This window comes from Microbacterium sp. DWRC1-3 (genome assembly GCF_049896645.1).
GTDB lineage: Bacteria > Actinomycetota > Actinomycetes > Actinomycetales > Microbacteriaceae > Microbacterium > Microbacterium maritypicum.
In genome coordinates this window covers 2,284,164-2,302,384 of record NZ_JAFCUS010000001.1, presented here as the reverse complement: position 1 = coordinate 2,302,384, position 18,221 = coordinate 2,284,164, and the positions used below count along the sequence as shown (strand labels likewise).

16 protein-coding genes are annotated in these 18,221 nt (G+C 69.2%); 7 read left to right on the top strand and 9 right to left on the bottom strand.

Annotated elements, in window-relative coordinates; translation table 11 throughout:
• Positions 1-234: 234 nt before the first annotated feature.
• Entirely contained in the window at positions 235-966 is a 732-nt protein-coding gene (locus ACP699_RS11185) for a GntR family transcriptional regulator (protein ID WP_426171149.1), read from the top strand.
• Between the two features lie 122 nt (positions 967-1,088).
• Here ACP699_RS11185 and kynU read toward each other — a convergent pair whose 3' ends face one another.
• The 9 genes from kynU to ACP699_RS11140 are packed head-to-tail and all read right to left on the bottom strand — an operon-like array spanning position 1,089 to position 9,484.
• Positions 1,089-2,363, bottom strand: a complete 1,275-nt coding sequence (gene kynU / locus ACP699_RS11180) for a kynureninase (protein ID WP_426171147.1) — start codon at positions 2,361-2,363, stop codon at positions 1,089-1,091.
• Positions 2,364-2,392: 29 nt separating this feature from the next.
• Positions 2,393-3,385 carry an amidohydrolase family protein gene (locus tag ACP699_RS11175; protein WP_426171145.1) on the bottom strand — a complete coding sequence of 331 codons (993 nt, stop codon included), beginning with the start codon at positions 3,383-3,385 and terminating at the stop codon, positions 2,393-2,395.
• Positions 3,386-3,391: 6 nt separating this feature from the next.
• A complete protein-coding gene (locus tag ACP699_RS11170; protein ID WP_055875308.1) occupies positions 3,392-3,916 on the bottom strand; it encodes a 3-hydroxyanthranilate 3,4-dioxygenase in 525 nt (174 codons plus the stop codon).
• A complete protein-coding gene (locus tag ACP699_RS11165) occupies positions 3,913-4,392 on the bottom strand; it encodes a RidA family protein (protein ID WP_426171142.1) in 480 nt (159 codons plus the stop codon). The genes ACP699_RS11170 and ACP699_RS11165 overlap by 4 nt, the downstream gene beginning before the upstream one ends.
• The gene (locus ACP699_RS11160) at positions 4,389-5,192 is read right to left on the bottom strand and encodes a 2-keto-4-pentenoate hydratase (RefSeq protein ID WP_426171140.1); all 804 of its coding nucleotides are present in this window, start codon (positions 5,190-5,192) and stop codon (positions 4,389-4,391) included. Before ACP699_RS11160 ends, ACP699_RS11165 begins: the two co-directional genes overlap by 4 nt.
• On the bottom strand, positions 5,189-6,223 hold the full coding sequence (gene dmpG / locus ACP699_RS11155; protein WP_426171138.1) for a 4-hydroxy-2-oxovalerate aldolase: 1,035 nt from the start codon (positions 6,221-6,223) through the stop codon (positions 5,189-5,191). Before dmpG ends, ACP699_RS11160 begins: the two co-directional genes overlap by 4 nt.
• Positions 6,220-7,158, bottom strand: coding sequence for an acetaldehyde dehydrogenase (acetylating) (locus ACP699_RS11150; RefSeq protein WP_055875295.1), 939 nt, complete (start codon positions 7,156-7,158; stop codon positions 6,220-6,222). The genes dmpG and ACP699_RS11150 overlap by 4 nt, the downstream gene beginning before the upstream one ends.
• On the bottom strand, positions 7,155-7,979 hold the full coding sequence (locus ACP699_RS11145; RefSeq protein WP_055875292.1) for a 2-keto-4-pentenoate hydratase: 825 nt from the start codon (positions 7,977-7,979) through the stop codon (positions 7,155-7,157). Before ACP699_RS11145 ends, ACP699_RS11150 begins: the two co-directional genes overlap by 4 nt.
• The gene (locus tag ACP699_RS11140; protein ID WP_235563220.1) at positions 7,976-9,484 is read right to left on the bottom strand and encodes a 2-hydroxymuconic semialdehyde dehydrogenase; all 1,509 of its coding nucleotides are present in this window, start codon (positions 9,482-9,484) and stop codon (positions 7,976-7,978) included. The genes ACP699_RS11145 and ACP699_RS11140 overlap by 4 nt, the downstream gene beginning before the upstream one ends.
• Positions 9,485-9,567: 83 nt before the next feature.
• Between ACP699_RS11140 and ACP699_RS11135 the strand changes: the two genes are divergently transcribed.
• The 6 genes from ACP699_RS11135 to ACP699_RS11110 all read left to right on the top strand — a co-directional run bounded on the left by ACP699_RS11135 (position 9,568) and on the right by ACP699_RS11110 (position 18,144).
• Positions 9,568-10,536, top strand: a complete 969-nt coding sequence (locus ACP699_RS11135) for a LysR substrate-binding domain-containing protein (RefSeq protein WP_055875290.1) — start codon at positions 9,568-9,570, stop codon at positions 10,534-10,536.
• 124 nt (positions 10,537-10,660) lie between these two features.
• A complete protein-coding gene (locus ACP699_RS11130) occupies positions 10,661-12,274 on the top strand; it encodes an LVIVD repeat-containing protein (RefSeq protein ID WP_055875287.1) in 1,614 nt (537 codons plus the stop codon).
• Between the two features lie 97 nt (positions 12,275-12,371).
• Positions 12,372-13,862 carry a DHA2 family efflux MFS transporter permease subunit gene (locus tag ACP699_RS11125; RefSeq protein WP_055875284.1) on the top strand — a complete coding sequence of 497 codons (1,491 nt, stop codon included), beginning with the start codon at positions 12,372-12,374 and terminating at the stop codon, positions 13,860-13,862.
• Positions 13,863-13,918: 56 nt separating this feature from the next.
• Entirely contained in the window at positions 13,919-15,043 is a 1,125-nt protein-coding gene (locus ACP699_RS11120; protein WP_055875280.1) for an ABC transporter ATP-binding protein, read from the top strand.
• A gap of 75 nt (positions 15,044-15,118) precedes the next feature.
• A complete protein-coding gene (locus ACP699_RS11115) occupies positions 15,119-16,279 on the top strand; it encodes an ABC transporter substrate-binding protein (RefSeq protein WP_055875277.1) in 1,161 nt (386 codons plus the stop codon).
• Between the two features lie 2 nt (positions 16,280-16,281).
• Complete coding sequence (locus ACP699_RS11110; protein ID WP_288968666.1) at positions 16,282-18,144, top strand: ABC transporter permease; 1,863 nt, start codon at positions 16,282-16,284, stop codon at positions 18,142-18,144.
• Positions 18,145-18,221: the final 77 nt, after the last annotated feature.

The following is an 18,221-nucleotide window of genomic DNA, read 5'->3' as shown; positions in this document are numbered from 1 at the left end:
AATCCTGTGGGTCCGGCTCAGCGCGACGAGAGGCGACTGAGCTCCGGCGACACGATCGACGATTCGAGCCTGCCGGGTCGCGCGCGCCGGGGCATCCTCCCGCAGGGTGATCCTCGTCCCCCCGCGGGAGGACTCGGGCGCCCTGGGCGCGGGATGGCGACAGGGGCGGCGGCGCGATCCGATTCTGGATCCAGAATGCAGAGTTCGACGTGAGGATCCGATACTCTCGCTCCCATGGTGCAATCAGGGAACGCCGCGTCGCCCAAGGAACGGGCCGAGGCTCTGCAGAAGCTCGCTCAGCGACACGGGGCCGGGTACCGGTCGGTCGGAGCGATGGCCTACGACATCATCCGCGACGCGATCCTCGACGGCACGCTGCCCCCCGGCATGAAGCTGCGCCAGGAGACGCTGGCCGAGTCCATCGGCATCTCGCGGCTCCCGATCCGCTCGGCCCTGATCCAGCTCGAGGCCGACGGGCTCGTGGTCTTCCATGCCCGTCGCGGGGCGATGGTGCGCGCGCTCTCGGTCGATGAGGCGACCGAGGTCTACCACCTGCGGACGCTTCTCGAGAAGGATGCGCTGCGCCTGGCGATGGCGGAGATCACGCCGGAGCGGGTCGCCCGTCTGCGCGAGCTCGCGCAGACGGCCGACGACATCTCCGAGGGCGGGGAGTTTGTCGAGGCCCGCACCGAGTTCTACGCGACGCTCTACGACGCCCAGGCCCGCCCCGTGATGTGGGAGATGATCGAGCAGCTGCGGCTCAAGCTGGGGCGCTACGTGCTCGGCTGGCGGCTGGTGTCGCCCGGCGCGCACGACCACTCGCACGGCGAGCTCATCGACGTCGTGGCGGCGGGCGATGCCGACGAGGCGCTGCGCGTGCTCGAATCGCACCTGAACCACGTGCGCGACGGGGTCATCGCGCTGCTCGACGCCGCGGCGACGGAGGCCGCCGCCGAAGGGGTCTGACGCCTGGCGCGAATGTATGACTCCTGCACGGATGCATGACCGGGTACGCCAGTCCGTTCATGCGAGTGCGCCGGAGTCATGCAGGTGTGTGACTGGATGACGGCCCGCGCGGGATACCCGCTTCAGGTCACGGTGCCGCGGCGCGCGAATCGCGGTTCACGCCAGATCTCGCTGTGCAGCACGTCCTCCAGCGCATCGACCGCGTCCCACACGTCGGTGTACGAGGTGTAGAGCGGGGTGAACCCGAAGCGGATGAGGTCGGGAGCGCGGAAGTCGCCGATCACTCCTCGCTCGATCAGCGCCTGCATCACCGCGTAGCCGTCCTCGTGGCGGAGCGACACCTGGCTGCCGCGGCGGGCAGACTCCCGAGGGGTGACCGGCTCGATGCCCCAGCGCGGTGTGAGACGGGTGTCGACGAGGGACATGAACAGCTCGGTCAGCCGCAGGCTCTTCTCGCGCAGCAGCTCCATGTCGACGTCGTCCCAGATGTCGAGACTCGCCTCGAGTCCCGCGACCGACAGCAGCTGCGGTGTGCCGACCCGGAAGCGCTCGATCCCCGGTGCGGGGGCGTACTCCACCGTGAAGTCGAACGGCCTGGCATGCCCGTGCCAGCCGGTCAGGGCAGGGCGGGCCGCATCGTGGTGACGGCTGGCGGCCCAGATGAACGAGGGCGAGCCGGGCCCGCCGTTGAGATACTTGTAGGTGCAGCCGACCGCGAAGTCGGCATCCGCGGCGTTCAGGTCGATCGGCACGGCGCCGGCGCTGTGGCACAGATCCCAGACGACCAGGGCTCCCGCCGCGTGTACCTTGCGGGTCACCGCGGCGATGTCGTGCATCCGTCCGGTGCGGTAGTCGACCTGCGTGAGCACCACGACCGCGACGTGATCGTCGAGCACGTCGTCGAGGGTGGGGCCGTCATCCGAGATCAGTAGGCGCTCCAGGGGCGTTCCGCCGCCGAGCAGCTCCTGCACGGCTTCGAGCATGTAGAGATCGGTGGGGAAGTTGCCGCGCTCCGCGATGATCACGCGTCGTCCCGGACGGAGCCTGATCGCCGCCACCACCGCCTGGAACAGGCTCGCCGACGTCGAGTCGCCGAGCACGACCTCGCCGGCGTGCGCTCCGATGAGCGGTGCGATCCGGTCGCCGATCGTGCGCGGCTTGGCGAACCATCCGGCGTCGTTCCAGCTGCGGATGAGGCCGGTGCCCCACTCCTCGGCGATCACCTGCTGCAGGTGCGCCGCGGTGTGCCGCGGCAGCGCACCTAGCGAGTTGCCGTCGAGGTAGATCACATCGTCGGGCAGCACGAAGCGTTCGCGCATCGGCGCCAGCGGGTCGTTCTCGTCGAGGGCTGCGCAGGTGGCGCGGTCGATCGCGGGGCGGGTGGAGGTCGTGCTCATGGGGTGGGTCCGTTCGAGGTCGTGCGGGGTCAGCGCCCCAGGAATCGCAGGGCGTTGTCGCGACGGATGGCGCTCTTGTGCGCCTCGTCGAGGAAGTCGGCACGGTCGATGACGCTGCCGACGGGTCGCTCGCCCAGGGGGTAGGGGTAGTCGCTGCCGACCATCACCTGCGAGGCGCCGAGGGTCTCCACCAGCACGCGCAGGGCGACCGGGTCGAACACCACGCTGTCGACGCTGAAGCGATCGAGGTAGGCCGACGGCGGGCGTTCACTGACCCCGATGAGGTCGGGCCGCTGCAGCCAGGCGTTCTCGAACCGGCCCAGCCAGAAGGCGAAGGAGCCGCCGCCGTGCGCGAACGCCAGGCGGAGGGTCGGCGGTACCCGGTCGAACACTCCGCCCAGGATCATCGCGATGATCGACAGGTGCGTCTCGGCGGGCATGCCGGTGAGCCAGCGCGCCATCCAGCGGTCGAGGCGCGGCGAGCCCGGCATGTCCCACGGATGCACGAACACCGGGATGCCGCTGTCGGCGCAGTGCTGCAGGAACATCACCATGCCCTCGTCGTCGAGGTCGCGGTCGCCGACGTGGTTCCCGATCTCGACGCCGGCGTGACCGGAGGCGATCGCGCGATCGGCCTCGGCGCACGCGGCATCCGGATCCTGCAGCGGCACCTGGGCGAAGGGGATCAGCCGATCAGGGGCCGGGGCGCAGATCTCCAGGGCGAGGTCGTTGAAGATGCGGGCGACCTTGACCGCCTCGGCGCCCGACTTGTCGTACGAGAAGAACAGCGGCGTGGGGGAGACCACCTGCATCTCGACGCCGTCGGCATCCATGTCGGCCAGGCGCACGGTCGCATCCCAGCAGTCGTCGCCGACGCGCCGGAACTCGGTCTCGCCGAGCATGATCATCGCCTCGCGCTCGGAGTCCACGCGCAGGGTCGGCCAGAGCCCCGGCCCGACCTGTGTCGACAGGTCGGGCCAGGAGCTCGGCACGAAGTGCGTGTGGACGTCGATCGTGCCCAAGGGGCTTCAGCCCTTGCCGGGGTGGACGGTGCCGCACTCCGGGCAGGTACGCCCCTCTTCGCTCTCGTAGAAGTCTCGGAAGACCGGCGGCAGATCCTCGACGATGTCGCGCACCTGCAGCTCGACCTCGTGCACCTTGGCGTTGCAGTTCGGGCAGAACCAGGCGAACTTCTCGAGCGTGCCCTCTTCGCGGATGCGCTCGATCACGATGCCGATGGAGCCCTCTTCCGGGCGCTGCGGGGAGTGGAACACGTTGCCGGGCAGCAGCCACATCTCGCCTTCGCGGATGTCGATGCGCTGCGGGCCGTCGGGCGTCTGGATGTTCACGTGCATGTTGCCGCGGTACTGGTAGAACCACTCCTCGTAGGGGTCGAAGTGGAAGTCGGTGCGCTTGTTGGGGCCGCCGACGACCTGCACGATGAAGTCGCCCATGGGCGTCCACGCGGCCTTGTTGTTGACCGGCGGCTTCAGGAGGTGCTCGTTCTCCTTGATCCATGCGGCGAAATCGATGACGGGTGGGATGGTGCTCATTTCTCCTCCTCGAGAGTGGCAACGGTGGTGCGGTCGACAGTGGTGTCGTCGGTGGGGGTTTCGGGGCGCCGTGCGATCGCCTGGATCTCGATGCGCAGGTGCGGATGAGGCAGCGCATGAACGGCCACCGTGGTGCGGGCGGGGCCCTGCTCGTCGAAGTACTCGGCCCAGACGGCGTTGTAGGCGGCGAAGTCGTTCATGTCGACGAGGAAGCTCGTCGCCTGCACCAGATCGTCGAGGTCGCACCCGGCGGCGGCGAGCACGGCCCGGATGTTCTCGATGACCGCGCGGGTCTGCACCGCGACGTCGAGACGCGTCGCGCCGAACTCGTCGACCTCCGCTCCGGCGATCGTGTTGTCGGGCCGCCTGCTCGATGTGCCGGAGACGAAGACGAGGTCGCCGGAGACCTTGGCGTGCGGGAAGCGGCCGCGGGGGGTCGCTTTGCCCTCGACGAGGATGCCGCCTGATCCGGTCATCGTGATCCCTCCGTGAGGCTGTCTGATCCCTCGTGCGTGCGGATGCCGACCCGCCCGAGCCCGGTGATCGTCGCCTCGACGACGCCGTGGTCCGGCAGGGGGACGGCGGCGGTCGCGGCTCCGGCGAGCAGCACCATGCCGGCGCGGAGCGCGAACCCGTGGGCCGCGGCGAGCCGGGCTGCGGCGGCGATGGCACGGCCGGGATCGCCCAGGATCGCCGCGGTCGATCCGGTCGCCGCCACCCTGCCGTCGACCTCGAGCCGCACGGCGCGGTTGTCGAGAGTGCCGGCCTGCTCGAACGGCGTCCACGGACCGATCACGTAGCCGGCTGCCGAGGTGTTGTCGGCCACGACGTCGGACAGGCTGAAGCGGAAGTCGCGGTAGCGGGAGTCGATGATCTCCAGCGCGGGAGCGACCGCGGCGACGATCTCCGCCAGCGGAAGAGCGGTGTCGACGCCGTCGATGTCGGCGGCGAGAAGGTAGGCCACTTCGGGCTCGATGCGCGGGTGGATGGCGGACCGGCGGTCGAACACCGCGTCATCGTCGAGGCGCATCCCATCGGTGAGGGTGCCCATGATCACATCGTGCACGCCCATCTGCTGCGCCTTCGCCTGGCTCGTGAAGCCGAGCTTGAGGCCGGTGACGCGCTCGCCGCGGGCGAGTCGGCGGGCGATCAGCGCGTGCTGTGTGGCGTACGCGGTGTCGAGCCCGACCTCCTCGGTCGAGGAGAGCTGGCTGATGGCGGTCGCGGTGCGCTGGGCGGTGTCGAGAGCGGCGGCGAACACGGCGTCGGCGGTCATGCGGTCACCTCCGAGCGTGCGGCGACGAGGTCGAGGGCGACGTCGACGATCATGTCCTCCTGGCCGCCGACCATGCGGCGGCGTCCCAGCTCCACGAGGATGTCACGGGCATCGAGGCCGTGCTTCTCCGCCGCGCGCTCGGCGTGCAGCAGGAAGCTCGAGTACACCCCCGCGTAGCCGAGGGTGAGGGTCTCGCGGTCGACGCGGACGGGGCGGCGCTGCAGCGGACGCACCAGTTCCTCTGCCGCATCCTGCAGCGCGAACAGGTCGCAGCCGTGCTCCCAGCCGAGCAGGTCGGCCACCGCGATGAAAGCCTCGATCGGGCAGTTGCCCGCCCCGGCGCCCTGCCCTGCGAGCGAGGCATCGACCCGATACACGCCGTGCTCGACGGCCGTGACGCTGTTGGCCACGCTCAGCGACAGGTTCTCGTGCGCGTGGATGCCTATCTGCGTGCCGGGGTCGAGCACCTCGCGGTAGGCATCGACGCGCTCGGCCACGTCGCGCATCGTGAGGCGTCCGCCCGAGTCGGTGACGTACACGCAGTGCGCTCCCGCCGCCTCCATGATCTTCGCCTGCTCGGCGAGGCCGTGCGGGTCGTTGAGGTGGCTCATCATCAGGAAGCCGGACACGTCCATGCCGTGCTCGCGCGCCCAGGTGATGTGCTGGATCGCGACGTCGGCCTCGGTGCAGTGCGTCGCGACCCGCACGCTCGCGACACCCAGGTCGCGGGCGCGGGCGAGGTCGTCGATCGTGCCGATGCCGGGCAGGATCAGGGTGGTCAGCACGGCACGGTCGAGCACCTCTGCCGCCGCCTCGATCCACTGCCAGTCGGTGTGCGCGCCCTGTCCGTAGGCCACGCTCGATCCGCCGAGGCCGTCGCCGTGCGCGACCTCGATGGCATCGACGCCCGCGGCTTCGAGAGCACGGGCGATGCCCTGCACCTGGTCGGTGGTGTAGCCGTGGCCGATGGCGTGCATGCCGTCGCGGAGGGTGACGTCCTGCACGTACACGCGGGGAGAAGCGGTGGTCATGCGGGAACCCCTGTCCGTTGGGCGACGAGTCGCTCGGCCGTGCGAAGGGCTGCCGAGGTCATGATGTCGAGATTGCCCGCGTACTCCGGAAGATAGTGGCCGGCGCCGGCGACTTCCAGCAGGACGCTCACGCGCGTGCCGCGGAACGGCCGGTCGAGTGCGGGAACGTAGGCCTCGTCGACCGCATCGAACTGCACCTGCTGCTTGAGCCGATAGCCGCCGACGTAGGCCTGAACGTCGGCGACCATGTCGGCGATCGAGGCGCTCACGGCATCGCGATCCAGAGAGGCGGGGTCGCCCTCGACCAGGCAGAAGACCGTGTCGCGCATGATGAGCGGTGGGTCGGCGGGGTTGAGCACGATGATGGCCTTGCCGTGGTCGGCGCCGCCGATCACCTCCAGTGCACGGGCGGTCGTCTCGGTGAACTCGTCGATGTTCGCCCTGGTTCCGGGGCCGGCCGACTTCGAGGCGATCGAGGCGACGATCTCGGCGTAGGCCACCGGGGCGACGCGCGACACCGCTGCCACCATCGGCACCGTGGCCTGGCCACCGCAGGTGACCATGTTCACGTTGGTCGCACCGAGATGCGCTTCGAGGTTGACGACCGGCACGACATAGGGGCCGATCGCCGCCGGGGTCAGATCGACCATGAGGCGTCCGGCGTTGCGCACGAGCGCGTCGTTGCGGGCGTGGGCTCCGGCCGAGGTCGCGTCGAACACGAGCTCGACATCGGCGAACTCGGGCATCGCGATCAGCCCGTCCACGCCCTCGTGGGTGGTGGCGACACCGAGCCGTCGCGCGCGGGCGAGGCCGTCGGACTGCTCGTCGATCCCGGCCATAGCGACCACGTGCAGCGTGGTCGAGAGCCGCTTGACCTTGATGAGCAGGTCGGTGCCGATGTTGCCCGAGCCGATGATGGCGATGCCGACGGTCATGCCGCAGCCCCTTCCGTTGTCGTTCCGGATGCCGCGCCGACGAAGTCGGCACAGACCTCGCCGAGACCGTCGAGCCGCGCGCGGAACACCCCCGCGTTCGCGTCGACCATAGGGCCGAGGGCCCCGGAGAGGATCACCTCGCCCGCGCGCAGCGGCTGTCCGCGGCGGGCGACTTCACGCGCCAACCACGCCACGGCGATCACGGGGCTGCCGAGGCACGCGGCACCCGACCCCGTCGAGACCGGTCGCCCCTCGCGGTCGAGCGACATGCCGAGCGCGGTCAGGTCGAAGCCGTCGAGGCGTCGCGGCGTGGTGCCGAGCACGACCGCCCCGCTGGAGGCGTTGTCGGCGATGGTGTCGGTGATGCGGATGTCCCACCCAGCCACGCGGGAGTCGACGACCTCGATCGCGGGCAGCACGAACTCCGTGGCACGGATCACCTCGGCGACGTGCGTGGTGGGGGAGTCGAGGTCGCTGCCCAGCACGAAGGCGACCTCGGCCTCGGCGCGCGGTTGCAGGAAGCGTGCGAGGTCGATCGGCTCGCGGTCGGTGAACATCATGTCATCCAGCAGCACGCCGTAGTCGGGGCTGTCCACCCCGAGCTGCGCTTGCACGGCGGGGGAGGTGAGGCCGATCTTGCGCCCGACGATGCGGCGGCCCTCGTCGAGACGGCGCGCGATGCCGAGCGACTGCACCGCGTACGCGGCATCCTGATCAGTCTCGCCGAGCAGGTCGCGCACCGGTGCGCACGGGCGTGCGGACTCGGCCGCGAGCCGCAGCCGTTCGTCCGCCAGGTGCACGGCGTCGGGGAGGCCGGTCACAGCTGCACGCACACGTTCGTCGGCTCGGTGTAGAACTCCAGCGAATGGTGCCCGCCCTCGCGGCCGATGCCGGAGAGCCCGACACCGCCGAACGGGCTCCGCAGGTCTCGCAGGTACCAGGTGTTGACCCACGACATGCCGGTGCGCATCTGCTGGGCCACGCGGTGTCCGCGGGTGAGGTCGGTGGTCCAGGTGACGGCGGCGAGCCCGTAGTCGGTGTCGTTCGCGAGCGCGACTGCCTCCTCCTCGGTGTCGAAGGGGATGAGGGCGGCGACGGGACCGAACACCTCTTCGCGCACGGTGCGGTGACTGTTGTCGAGGCCCGTCCACAGAGTGGGCTCGATCCAGGAGCCGCCGTCGAGTCCGTCGCCCAGGGTCGGGATGCCACCGCCGGCGAGCACGGTCGCGCCCTCGGCGACGGCGAGGTCGAAGTAGGAGCGCACCTTGTCGCGGTGGGCCTGGGAGATGAGCGGACCGGTGGTCGTCGCCGGATCCTCCGGGCGCCCCAGACGCAGGCGGGCGGCGTGCTCGGCGAGACCGGCCGCCACGTCGTCGAAGACCGCACGCTGCACGTAGATGCGCTCGGTGCACAGGCAGACCTGGCCGGTGTTGAGGTAGGTCGAGCGGGCGAGGCCGGCGACCGCGGCGTCGAGGTCGGCGTCGGCGAACACCAGCGCGGCGTTCTTGCCGCCCAGCTCGAACGACACGGGACGCACCCTCGGTGCGACCGCCCGCATGATCGCGGAACCGGTGGACGACTCGCCGGTGAAGGTGACCCCGTCGATGCCGGGGTGCGACGTGAGCGCTTCGCCTGCGGAGCCTGCGCCGAAGCCGTGCACGACGTTGACCACCCCGGCGGGGACACCCGCTTCGGCGAGGATCTCGGCCAGCAGGGTGGCCGACGACGGCGTCTCCTCCGAGGGCTTGATGACGACGGTGTTGCCGGTGGCGAGGGCCGGAGCCAGCTTCCATGTGAGCAGTAGCAGGGGCAGGTTCCACGGCACGATCACGGCGACGACCCCGAGTGGCTTGCGCACCGCGTAGTTGAGTGCGCGGCGGCCGTCGGGCAGCTCGGTCAGGAACGAGTCGAGTCCGGCGGTCGAGACCGTGTCGGCGAAGGAGCGGAAGTTCGCAGCGGCGCGCGCCACATCGAGGTCGCGGGCCAGGGCCTCGGGCTTGCCCGTGTCGCCCACCTCGGCCGCGACGAGCTCGTCGGCCCGACGGTCGATCGCGTCGGCCACCCCGCGCAGCAGACGGGCGCGCTCGGCGACGGTCATCCGCCCCCACGGTCCGTCGAACGCCGCGCGGGCAGCCGCCACGGCGCGGTCCACCTGCTCGGTGCCCGCCTCGTGCACCTCGGCGATGATCGATCCGTCGACCGGGCTGATCTTCGTGAAGGTGCCGATGCCCTCCACGCGCTCGCCGGCGATCATGTTGTGGATCGCGCGGGGCGCCCGCTCCTGCTCGGCGGCACGGAGGGGAGGCGTCATCGTCTCGGAAGGCATGGGCTCAGGCTAGGAAGGTTCGAGGGATGCCGACAAATACTCTCTTGATGCATTGCCATGCCCGTACGGCTATAGTCCGGATCATGGTCACCGATCGACTGCTCGACGGACGGGTCAAGATCCGTCACCTCGTCCTCGTCACCGCCATCGCCGACGAGGGCACCCTGGTGCGCGCCGCCGAATCGCTGCACATCACCCAGCCCGTCGTCACCCGCGGACTCCGCGAGGTCGAGGAGGTGCTGGGCGTGCCGCTGTTCGAACGGCTGCCGCGCGGAGTCAGGCCCACGCAGTACGGGCACTCCTTCATCGAGCGTGCGCGCTCCGTGCTCGCCGAGCTGCGCGCCGCGGGGGAGGAGGTGCGGCTGCTGCAGTCGGGGCAGCTGGGCACGGTCACGGTCGGCACGCACCTCGCGGGGTCGAACCTGCTGCTGCCGCGCGCCATCGCCGCGTTGAAGGCCGAGCACCCGCGGCTGACCGTCGTGGTGCGCGAGGGCACACCGGATACCCTGCAGCAGCTGCTGCTCGCGGGCGACCTCGACCTCACGGTCGGACGGCTCTCGCCCACGGTGCCGGTGCGGCTCGAGCAGGAGCGACTGCATCAGGAGCCGATCCGCCTGGTCGCCCGGGCCGGGCATCCGGTGCTCGGCGGCGTCAAGGCGAACTCCCTCGCGGAACTGATCGCGTATCCGTGGATCTTCCCGGTCGCCCAGACGGCGCTGCGGGCCGAGCTCGAAGCCGTCTTCTTCCACGAGGGGCTCCCGTTGCCGCCCGACCGCGTCGAGTGCACGTCCATGCTGACCCTGCGCACCCTGCTGATCTCGACCGACGTGATCGCGGCGCTGCCGATGTTCATCGCCGTCGACGACCGCGAGCTGCGGATCCTGCCCACGCCGCTGAGCTCCATCCGCCGTTCGGTCGGCGTGACGGTGCCGAAGGACCGGGCCCCCTCGCCCGCGGCATCCGCCCTGCTGGCGCATCTGCGCGAAGAGGGCGCACGCCTGGCGGAGCTCGAGCGCGAGTACGCGCAGACGGAGCCGCGCTTCGCCGGCTGATATGCCTGAACGGTCATAGCTCTGACCCGTATGGATATTGGACAGCATCGCTCCCACAGGGTGAACCTGATGAGAACGACACGACGTCGTGACGATCTCACCCGATTCAGCCAATGGAGGCGACATGGCCGGCTCTCCCTACGTGCCCGATGCGAAGAAATACCGTCCGGAGGATTTCCAGCGCGTCGAGGGTGAACCGGCCGATCCCGATCCCTCCAGCTGGGGCATGCAGCCCGACGGCACCTTCCTGCCGCCGGCGCACACGCCGTCCGTCCCGCGCGACGTCTTCATCGACTGGCCGGGGCAGCTCGACTACCGCGACCCCGAGACCTACGTGCTCAACGCGACCGCCGAGGCGTTCTATCCGATCGTGGTGAACACCAGCCACTCGTGGCAGTGCATCTACGACTGGGACGGCCGGCGCCTCATGCTGCACTACGGCGGCGGCAACCACTGGAAGCTCTATGACATCACCGACCCGCGCGACCTGACGATCGTCGACGAGGAGCAGTGGGGCTGGGACGACCCCCGCCCGCAGTTCGGCGCCACCACGGTGCAGTGGAATCAGAAGCTCGGAAAGCACATCGCGATCCAGGCGAGCGAGACCCCGCGGTACTTCCTCAAGGGGCGCGTCGCCAACAAGTGGATCGACGACACCGTCGAGGGCCAGCTGAAGGAGTGGGAGGGCCTGCGCGGCTTCCGCACCTGGGAGATGAACGGCCCGAGCCCGCGCGACTGGACCCTCCTCACCGAGGTCTCGACCGACCCGAACCACGGCCCGGACGAGATCCAGGAGGGCAACGGCGTGCTCGACCTGCCGGTCTACTACGGCGACAAGTACCTCTTCGTGGCGACCGCGCCCGACAACACCTTCACCAACCAGCCGTACAAGACCACGCTGTGGACGGCGGGGCACGCGGCCTACGACGTCTCCGATCCGGCGAAGCCCGAGCTGCTCTCGAACTGGTGGGTGCCCGGTTCCCGTGCCGGCGAGGAGGCGGACTCCGAGTACCTCGCCGACAACGAGCGCTGGAACAACAAGACCTCGTGGTTCGGCTCGCGCATGGGCATCTTCCTGCCGCGCTCGGTCGAGTCGGGGTGGAAGTACGGCTACGCCGCCCAGGGTGGGCAGGGCTTCTTCGTGCTCGACGTGTCCGACCCCGCGAACATCCACCACGTCGGTTGGTGCCATCTTCCGGTGAGCGTCGCCGGCACCGAGGGTGACAACGTCGACACGACCCAGGTGGAGGAGACGGGCTACGTCTACGTCTCGGGCTACCCGATGAACACGGACTGCTACGAGCCGGCCAAGGAGATCTACCAGATCGACGTGAGCGACCCGGCGAACCCGCGGGTGGTGCGCACGCTCCCTCGTCCGACGCCGCCGGCCGAGGCCGCGTTCACCGACTGGGCGCAGCGCCGTGGATCGTTCGGTCCCAAGCGCTCGGGCTACTTCACGAACACGGGCACGCCGCACGGCGGAGTCATCCCCTACGCGTTCTACGCCGCGGGGCTGCAGATCTTCGACGTGCGCGACCCGGAGAACCCCAAGGTCGGTGCGTACTTCGTGCCGCCGATCGGCCTCAAGGACGACGACGACCTCGCCGCCCCCGTGCACGGCATCTTCGTCGAGTGGGATCGCAACCTGATCTGGCTCTTCGCCAACCACGGCATCTACGCGGTCTCGACCCCGCTGCTGGGTGAACCCGTCGTCGGCATCCCCGCCGCCGAGAGCTGACCCCTTCCCGGAAACTCCGGTGTCCGTCCTCCACATAAGGGGCTGAGCGGACGGACACCGGCTCCCGACCCCTGACGATCCCTCCCGAAAGCGATCCATGACTCAGACAGTTAGGCCCTGGCCGGCCCTGTGGGCGCTGTGCATCGGCTTCTTCATGATCCTTGTCGACACGACGATCGTGGCGATCGCCAACCCGGTCATCCTCGCGGCGTTCGACGCCGACCTGACCACGGTGATCTGGGTCACCAGCGCCTACCTGCTCGCCTACGCGGTGCCCCTGCTGGTGACCGGCAGGCTCGGCGACCGGTTCGGCCCCAAGCGGGTCTATCTCGTCGGACTCGTGCTGTTCACCCTCGCCTCGCTCGCGTGCGGCCTGGCCGGCAGCATCGAGATGCTCATCACGGCCCGAGCCGTGCAGGGTTTCGGCGCCGCCCTGATGACGCCGCAGACCATGGCGATCATCGCGCGGGTCTTCCCCCCGCGTGGTCGTGGTCAGGCCATGGGGGCGTGGGGCGCGGTCGGAGGATTGGCGACGCTCGTCGGGCCGATCCTCGGCGGCGTGCTCACCGACACGGTGGGCTGGGAGTGGATCTTCTTCGTGAACGTGCCCGTCGGGATCGTCGCCTTCGTCGTCGCCTGGCGTCTGGTGCCGGATCTCGAGGGGCATCCGCACCGCTTCGACTGGATCGGCGTCGCGCTGTCCGGACTCGGCCTGTTCCTGCTGGTGTTCGGCATCCAGGAGGGCGAGGTCTACGACTGGGGGGTGATGTTCGGTCCGGTCACGGTGTGGGGCGTCATCGTCACAGGCGCCGTGCTCTTGGTGCTCTTCGTCGTGTGGCAGCGCTTCAATCGTGCAGAGCCCCTGATGCCCCTCAGTCTCTTCCGCGACCGCAACTTCTCGGTCGCGAACGCCACGATCTTCCTCGTCGGTGTCGGCATCACGGCGATGCCGGTTCCGCTCGCCTTCTACTTCCAGGTCGCCCGCGGCCTCGACCCGACACTCGCGGCGCTGATGCTCGCGCCGATGGCGGTCGTCTCGGGTGTGCTCGGACCGTTCGTCGGCAAGCTGAGCGACCGGATCGGTCCGCGCTGGGTGACCTTCGCGGCCTTCGTCGTCTCGGCTGCGGCCATGGCCTGGTATGCGGCGACGATGACGCTCGATGCTCCCTTCTGGCTCCTGCTGCTCCCCTCCGCTCTGCTCGGGGTCGGCGTGTCCGGCATGTTCGGCCCGCTCGCCTCCACGGCCACGCGCAACCTCCCGCACACGCAGGCGGGTGCGGGATCCGGCGTCTACTCCACGACCAGGCAGATGGGGTCCGTGATCGGCTCGGCGCTGCTGGCCGTGCTGATGAACGTGACGCTCGCCGCGCACATCACCGGTTTCGTGCCAGGGGCGATCCACCCCGGGAGCGCGCTGTCGGCGAAGGACGGCAGCGGACTGGCCACGGCCATGTCGCAGTCGCTCCTGCTCTCGGCCATCGCCTTCGCGGTGTGCGCGATCGTCGTGGTGTTCTTCGAGAAGCCGCGACCTTGGGGCGCACCCGCCACCCCGCAACCGGTGGGCTCTGTTGTGAGAGAGGGACGATGATGGCGGCGATCGCAGTGGATCCAACATCCAGAACGAAGAAGGACGAGAGGACTCCGATGAGGGCGAGCTCTGGAGGCGGACGACTCGTCGTCGACGCCCTGAAGAAGGACTATGAGCTCGACGGCGCGACGGTTCCTGTCGTCAAGGACGTCACGTTCACGATCGAGCCCGGGATGTTCTACTCGCTCCTGGGCCCGTCGGGCTGCGGCAAGACCACCACGCTGCGCTGCGTCGCCGGCCTCGAGCGGAGCAACGGCGGTGTGATCTCGCTCGACGGCGGCGTGCTGTCGACCGGTACCGAGCACGTGTCACCCGACAAGCGCGACATCGGCATGGTGTTCCAGAACTACGCGATCTGGCCGCACATGACCGTCTTCGCCAACGCGATCTTCCCGCTGCAGGTCGCAGGCTCCCGCCTTCCGAAGCAGGAGGCGCGCAAGCGGGCGATGGAGGCGCTGGAGCTGGTGCAGCTCGACCACCTCGCGCAGCGGCCGGCCACCGCGCTGTCGGGTGGTCAGCAGCAGCGCCTCGCCCTCGCCCGTGCACTCGCTCATCGCCCGAGGCTGCTGCTGCTCGACGAGCCGCTGTCGAACCTCGACGCCAAGCTGCGCGACACCATGCGCAACGAGCTGCGGAGCCTGCAGCGCACCCTCGGCATCAGTGCCCTGTACGTCACGCACGACCAGTCCGAGGCGCTGTCGATGTCGGACCGGGTGGCGGTCATGAACGGCGGACGCATCGTGCAGGAGGCGTCGCCCCGAGAGCTCTACGACCAGCCGGCCGACCGGTTCGTGGCCGACTTCGTGGGCCGCGCGAACATGATCCCCGCCGTGGTGATCGACCGCGACGGCGCGGGCGACGCGGTCGTCGAGGCGCTCGGCACGCGGCTGCACACGCCTGTACCCGACGACGTCTCGGCGGGCGACCAGGTCACGCTCACCTTCCGCCCGGAGACCGTGCGCTGGCATGAGACCGACGTCGAACGCCCGAATGTCATTCCCGTACGCATCGTGCGGGTGGAGTTCCTCGGCGAGATCGTCGAGTACGAGGCCGAGGTGCTCACCGACGGCGAGCCCGTCGCCACGATCGTCGGTCGGGGCGCACCGCTTCAGACACCCCCCGAGGGCGGCAGGGTCTTCCTCGAACTGGTCCCGCACGCCTGCCGCGTGCTGGGCGCCTGACGCAACCCGCACCACACCCGCTACCCGCACAACACCCGCAATCACACACCTGATGTCAGAGAGGACATTCAGATCATGAAGAGAACACTGGGAGCAGTCGCCGTCACGGCGGTCTTCGCGCTCGCCCTGACCGGATGCGGCACACAGAGCGAGGCCGCCGGAGGTGACAGCGCACTCGAGGGCGACGCCGCCTCGGCCGCCTGCGACGCCGTCGAGATCGGGGCGATCACCCGCTGCGAGAACTTCTACGACGACTACTGGCCCGAGATCGACAAGCAGCTCGACGCCCTCTACGAAGAGGCGAAGAAGGCCGACGGCGGCACCCTGGTCATCTGGGACTGGTACGAGCTGTCGCCCGACGTGATCGAGCAGTTCAACAAGCGCTTCCCCGACATCAAGGTCGAGACCAGGGGTCTGACCTACAACCTGTCGTCGGCGATCATCTCGGCCAAGGCCACGGGCTCGCGCAACACCGACGTGGTGTCCGGCTCGATCACCTCGATGGCGGCGATGTACGACGAGGGCTTCTGGGAGAAGGTCGACTGGGCGAGCTTCGGCGTGCCGGAGGAGTACCTCACCATCGGCGCCCCCGAGCTCATGCCCGACAGCATCAACGGCACTCTGATCCAGTACAACACCGACAAGGTGACCACCGTCCCTGAGACTCTCGACGGGCTGCTCGCCCCCGAGTACAAGGACAAGGTGTCGGTCGCCGGCTACAACGCGGTGGTCTTCGCCGGGTACGGCATGGCCGAGGGCGAAGACAAGATGGTCTCGTTGATCGGTGACCTCATGTCGTCGGGCAACCTGAAGCTGCTGGAGGACCAGGGGGCTCCGCTGTCGAGTGGGGACGTGCCGATCGCGCTGAACCAGACGCTGTTCAACCCGAACCCCGCGCTGCAGGTCTCGCCGTTCGAGCACGCGGGGGTCTGGGCGCAGTTCTCCGGCGTCAACTCCGACGCGAAGAACAAGCCGGGTGCGGCGCTGTGGACCCTGTGGAACGCGTTCGACCCCGACTGGATCACGCTCCGTATGACGGACGAGCGCTTCGCCAGCACCCAGGTGCCGTTCGCCGGTCTCCCCGCCGCGACGTTCGCCGAGTCCACCGGGCTCATGAAGACGAACTCCGACGCACTGCTGCTCGGCCTCGAGAACGGCGCCGAGACCGAGACGCAGGCCACTCGTGACGACTGGCAGGCCATGATCAACGCCGCCGACAAGGCGCTGAACGGATAACGATGTTCAAGGCAGGACGGACCACGGGGCGAAAGCGCCCCACCACGATGACGATCGCGATGATCGTCTCGGGCGCGGTCATCTTCATCCTTCTCGCGGTACCGCTGATCGTTCAGGTGATCACCGCGTTCCGTGGTCCGTTCCTGCCCTTCGGCGTCTCGTCGGCGAAATGGGGTGTCGAGAACTTCGTCACCCTGTGGCAGCTGCGCGAGGACTTCTGGGGCGTGCTCGGCGCGACCGGCGCCTTCGTGGGCGGCTCCACGCTGCTCACGCTCCTGATGGCGTTCGGCCTCGCCTGGGTCACGGTGCGCACTGATGCCCCGTGGCGTCGCCTCATCTCGGTGCTGGTGATCGTGCCGTACATCATCCCGCCGATCGTGAAGGCGCAGGCCTACCTGCTGATGCTGTCGCCCGAGTCGGGCGTGCTCAACCAGATGCTGCGACTGCTGCCCTTCGCGAGCGACGTGCCGATCGATCCCTACGCGTTCCCGACCATGATCTTCATCCAGGCGCTCACGAACGTCACGTTCCCGTACCTGATGATCGTGCCCATCCTGACGAACATGGACGGCTCGCTCGAGGAGTCGGCGCGGGTGTCCGGGGCCTCATGGCCGCAGACCCTGCGGCGCGTCACGCTGCCGATGCTCTGGCCGGGCCTTCTCGGCGTCACCGTGCTCACCTTCATCCTGGGCCTCGGCAGCCTCGAGGTGCCGTTGCTGTTCGGCCAGGAGTCGGGGCGCGACATCTTCGCCCTCAAACTCTGGACGCTCATCAGCTCCAACGCGGGCGAGCTGCCCCAGTACGGTCTGGCCGCCGCGTGGGGACTGGTGTTCCTCGTGATCACGACAATCGCCTTCGCGATCTATCTGCGGGCCACGCGCAACGCCGAGCGAAGGGCGTCGGTGTCGGGCAAGGGCTTCCGGCCGTCGACCATGCGCATGGGGCCGTGGAAGATCCCGGTCATGCTGCTGGTCGCCGTGTTCGTGCTGCTCACCGGCATCCTCCCGCTGCTGGCCCTGCTGTGGGCGGCGATCACCCCGTACCCTGTGGCATTCTCGATCGATGCGATGCTGGGCAGCACCGACTTCGGCGCCTTCGGCATGGTGCTCGCCGACCCGGAGTTCTGGGTGTCGCTCGGGCGCACGGTCATCATCGCGGGCGGCAGTGCCACGATCGCGGTGGTGTTCGCCACCGTGCTCGCCTATGGCATCGCCCGCAGCAAGAAGACCGGGTGGGTGAAGGCCATGGACCTGTTCGCCTCGTCGTCGGTCGCGATCCCCGCGACCATCGCCGGCTTCGCGATGTTCCTCACCTTCATGGTGATCAACCCCTACATCCCGATCGCGGGCACGCTGCTCGCTCTCGTGATCGCCTATTCCTACCGGGTGTCGATCGCGTACCGTTCGTCGTACAGTGCGACGCTGCAGATCCGCCCCGAGCTGGAGGAGGCCGCCCTCACCAGTGGAGCCAGCCGCTTCGAGGGGTTCCGCCGCATCATCGCGCCGCTGCTGATGCCCACCGTGATGGCCGTGTGGATCCAGATGTTCATCCTGGGCACCAACGAGTTCACCCTCCCGGCGTTCCTGGCGACCCCGTCGTCGCGGCCGCTGTCGATGTACATCTACGCCATGATCAACCCGCGCTCCGCGCAGCTCTATGCGCCGGATCAGGGAGCGGCGATGGCGCTGATCTTCACGCTGATGGTGTTCGCGATCGGCTACGGCCTGCAGTGGGCGCTCTCTCGCCGAGCGATCGGTCGGGCCCGCAAGCCCGTCGCCGCGGGGCTCCCTGACCTCGCCGCGCCTCCGGTCCCGGCAGGAGAATCGGCGACGGTGACCCTGGCGGTGCAGCGGCAGAAGCGCTGAGCGGCGTCGCGCCTTCGCGCCCCGTACCGGGCGCGAAGGCACGTCTCCGCGACGCTCTTGACTTTTGGATCCAGTAT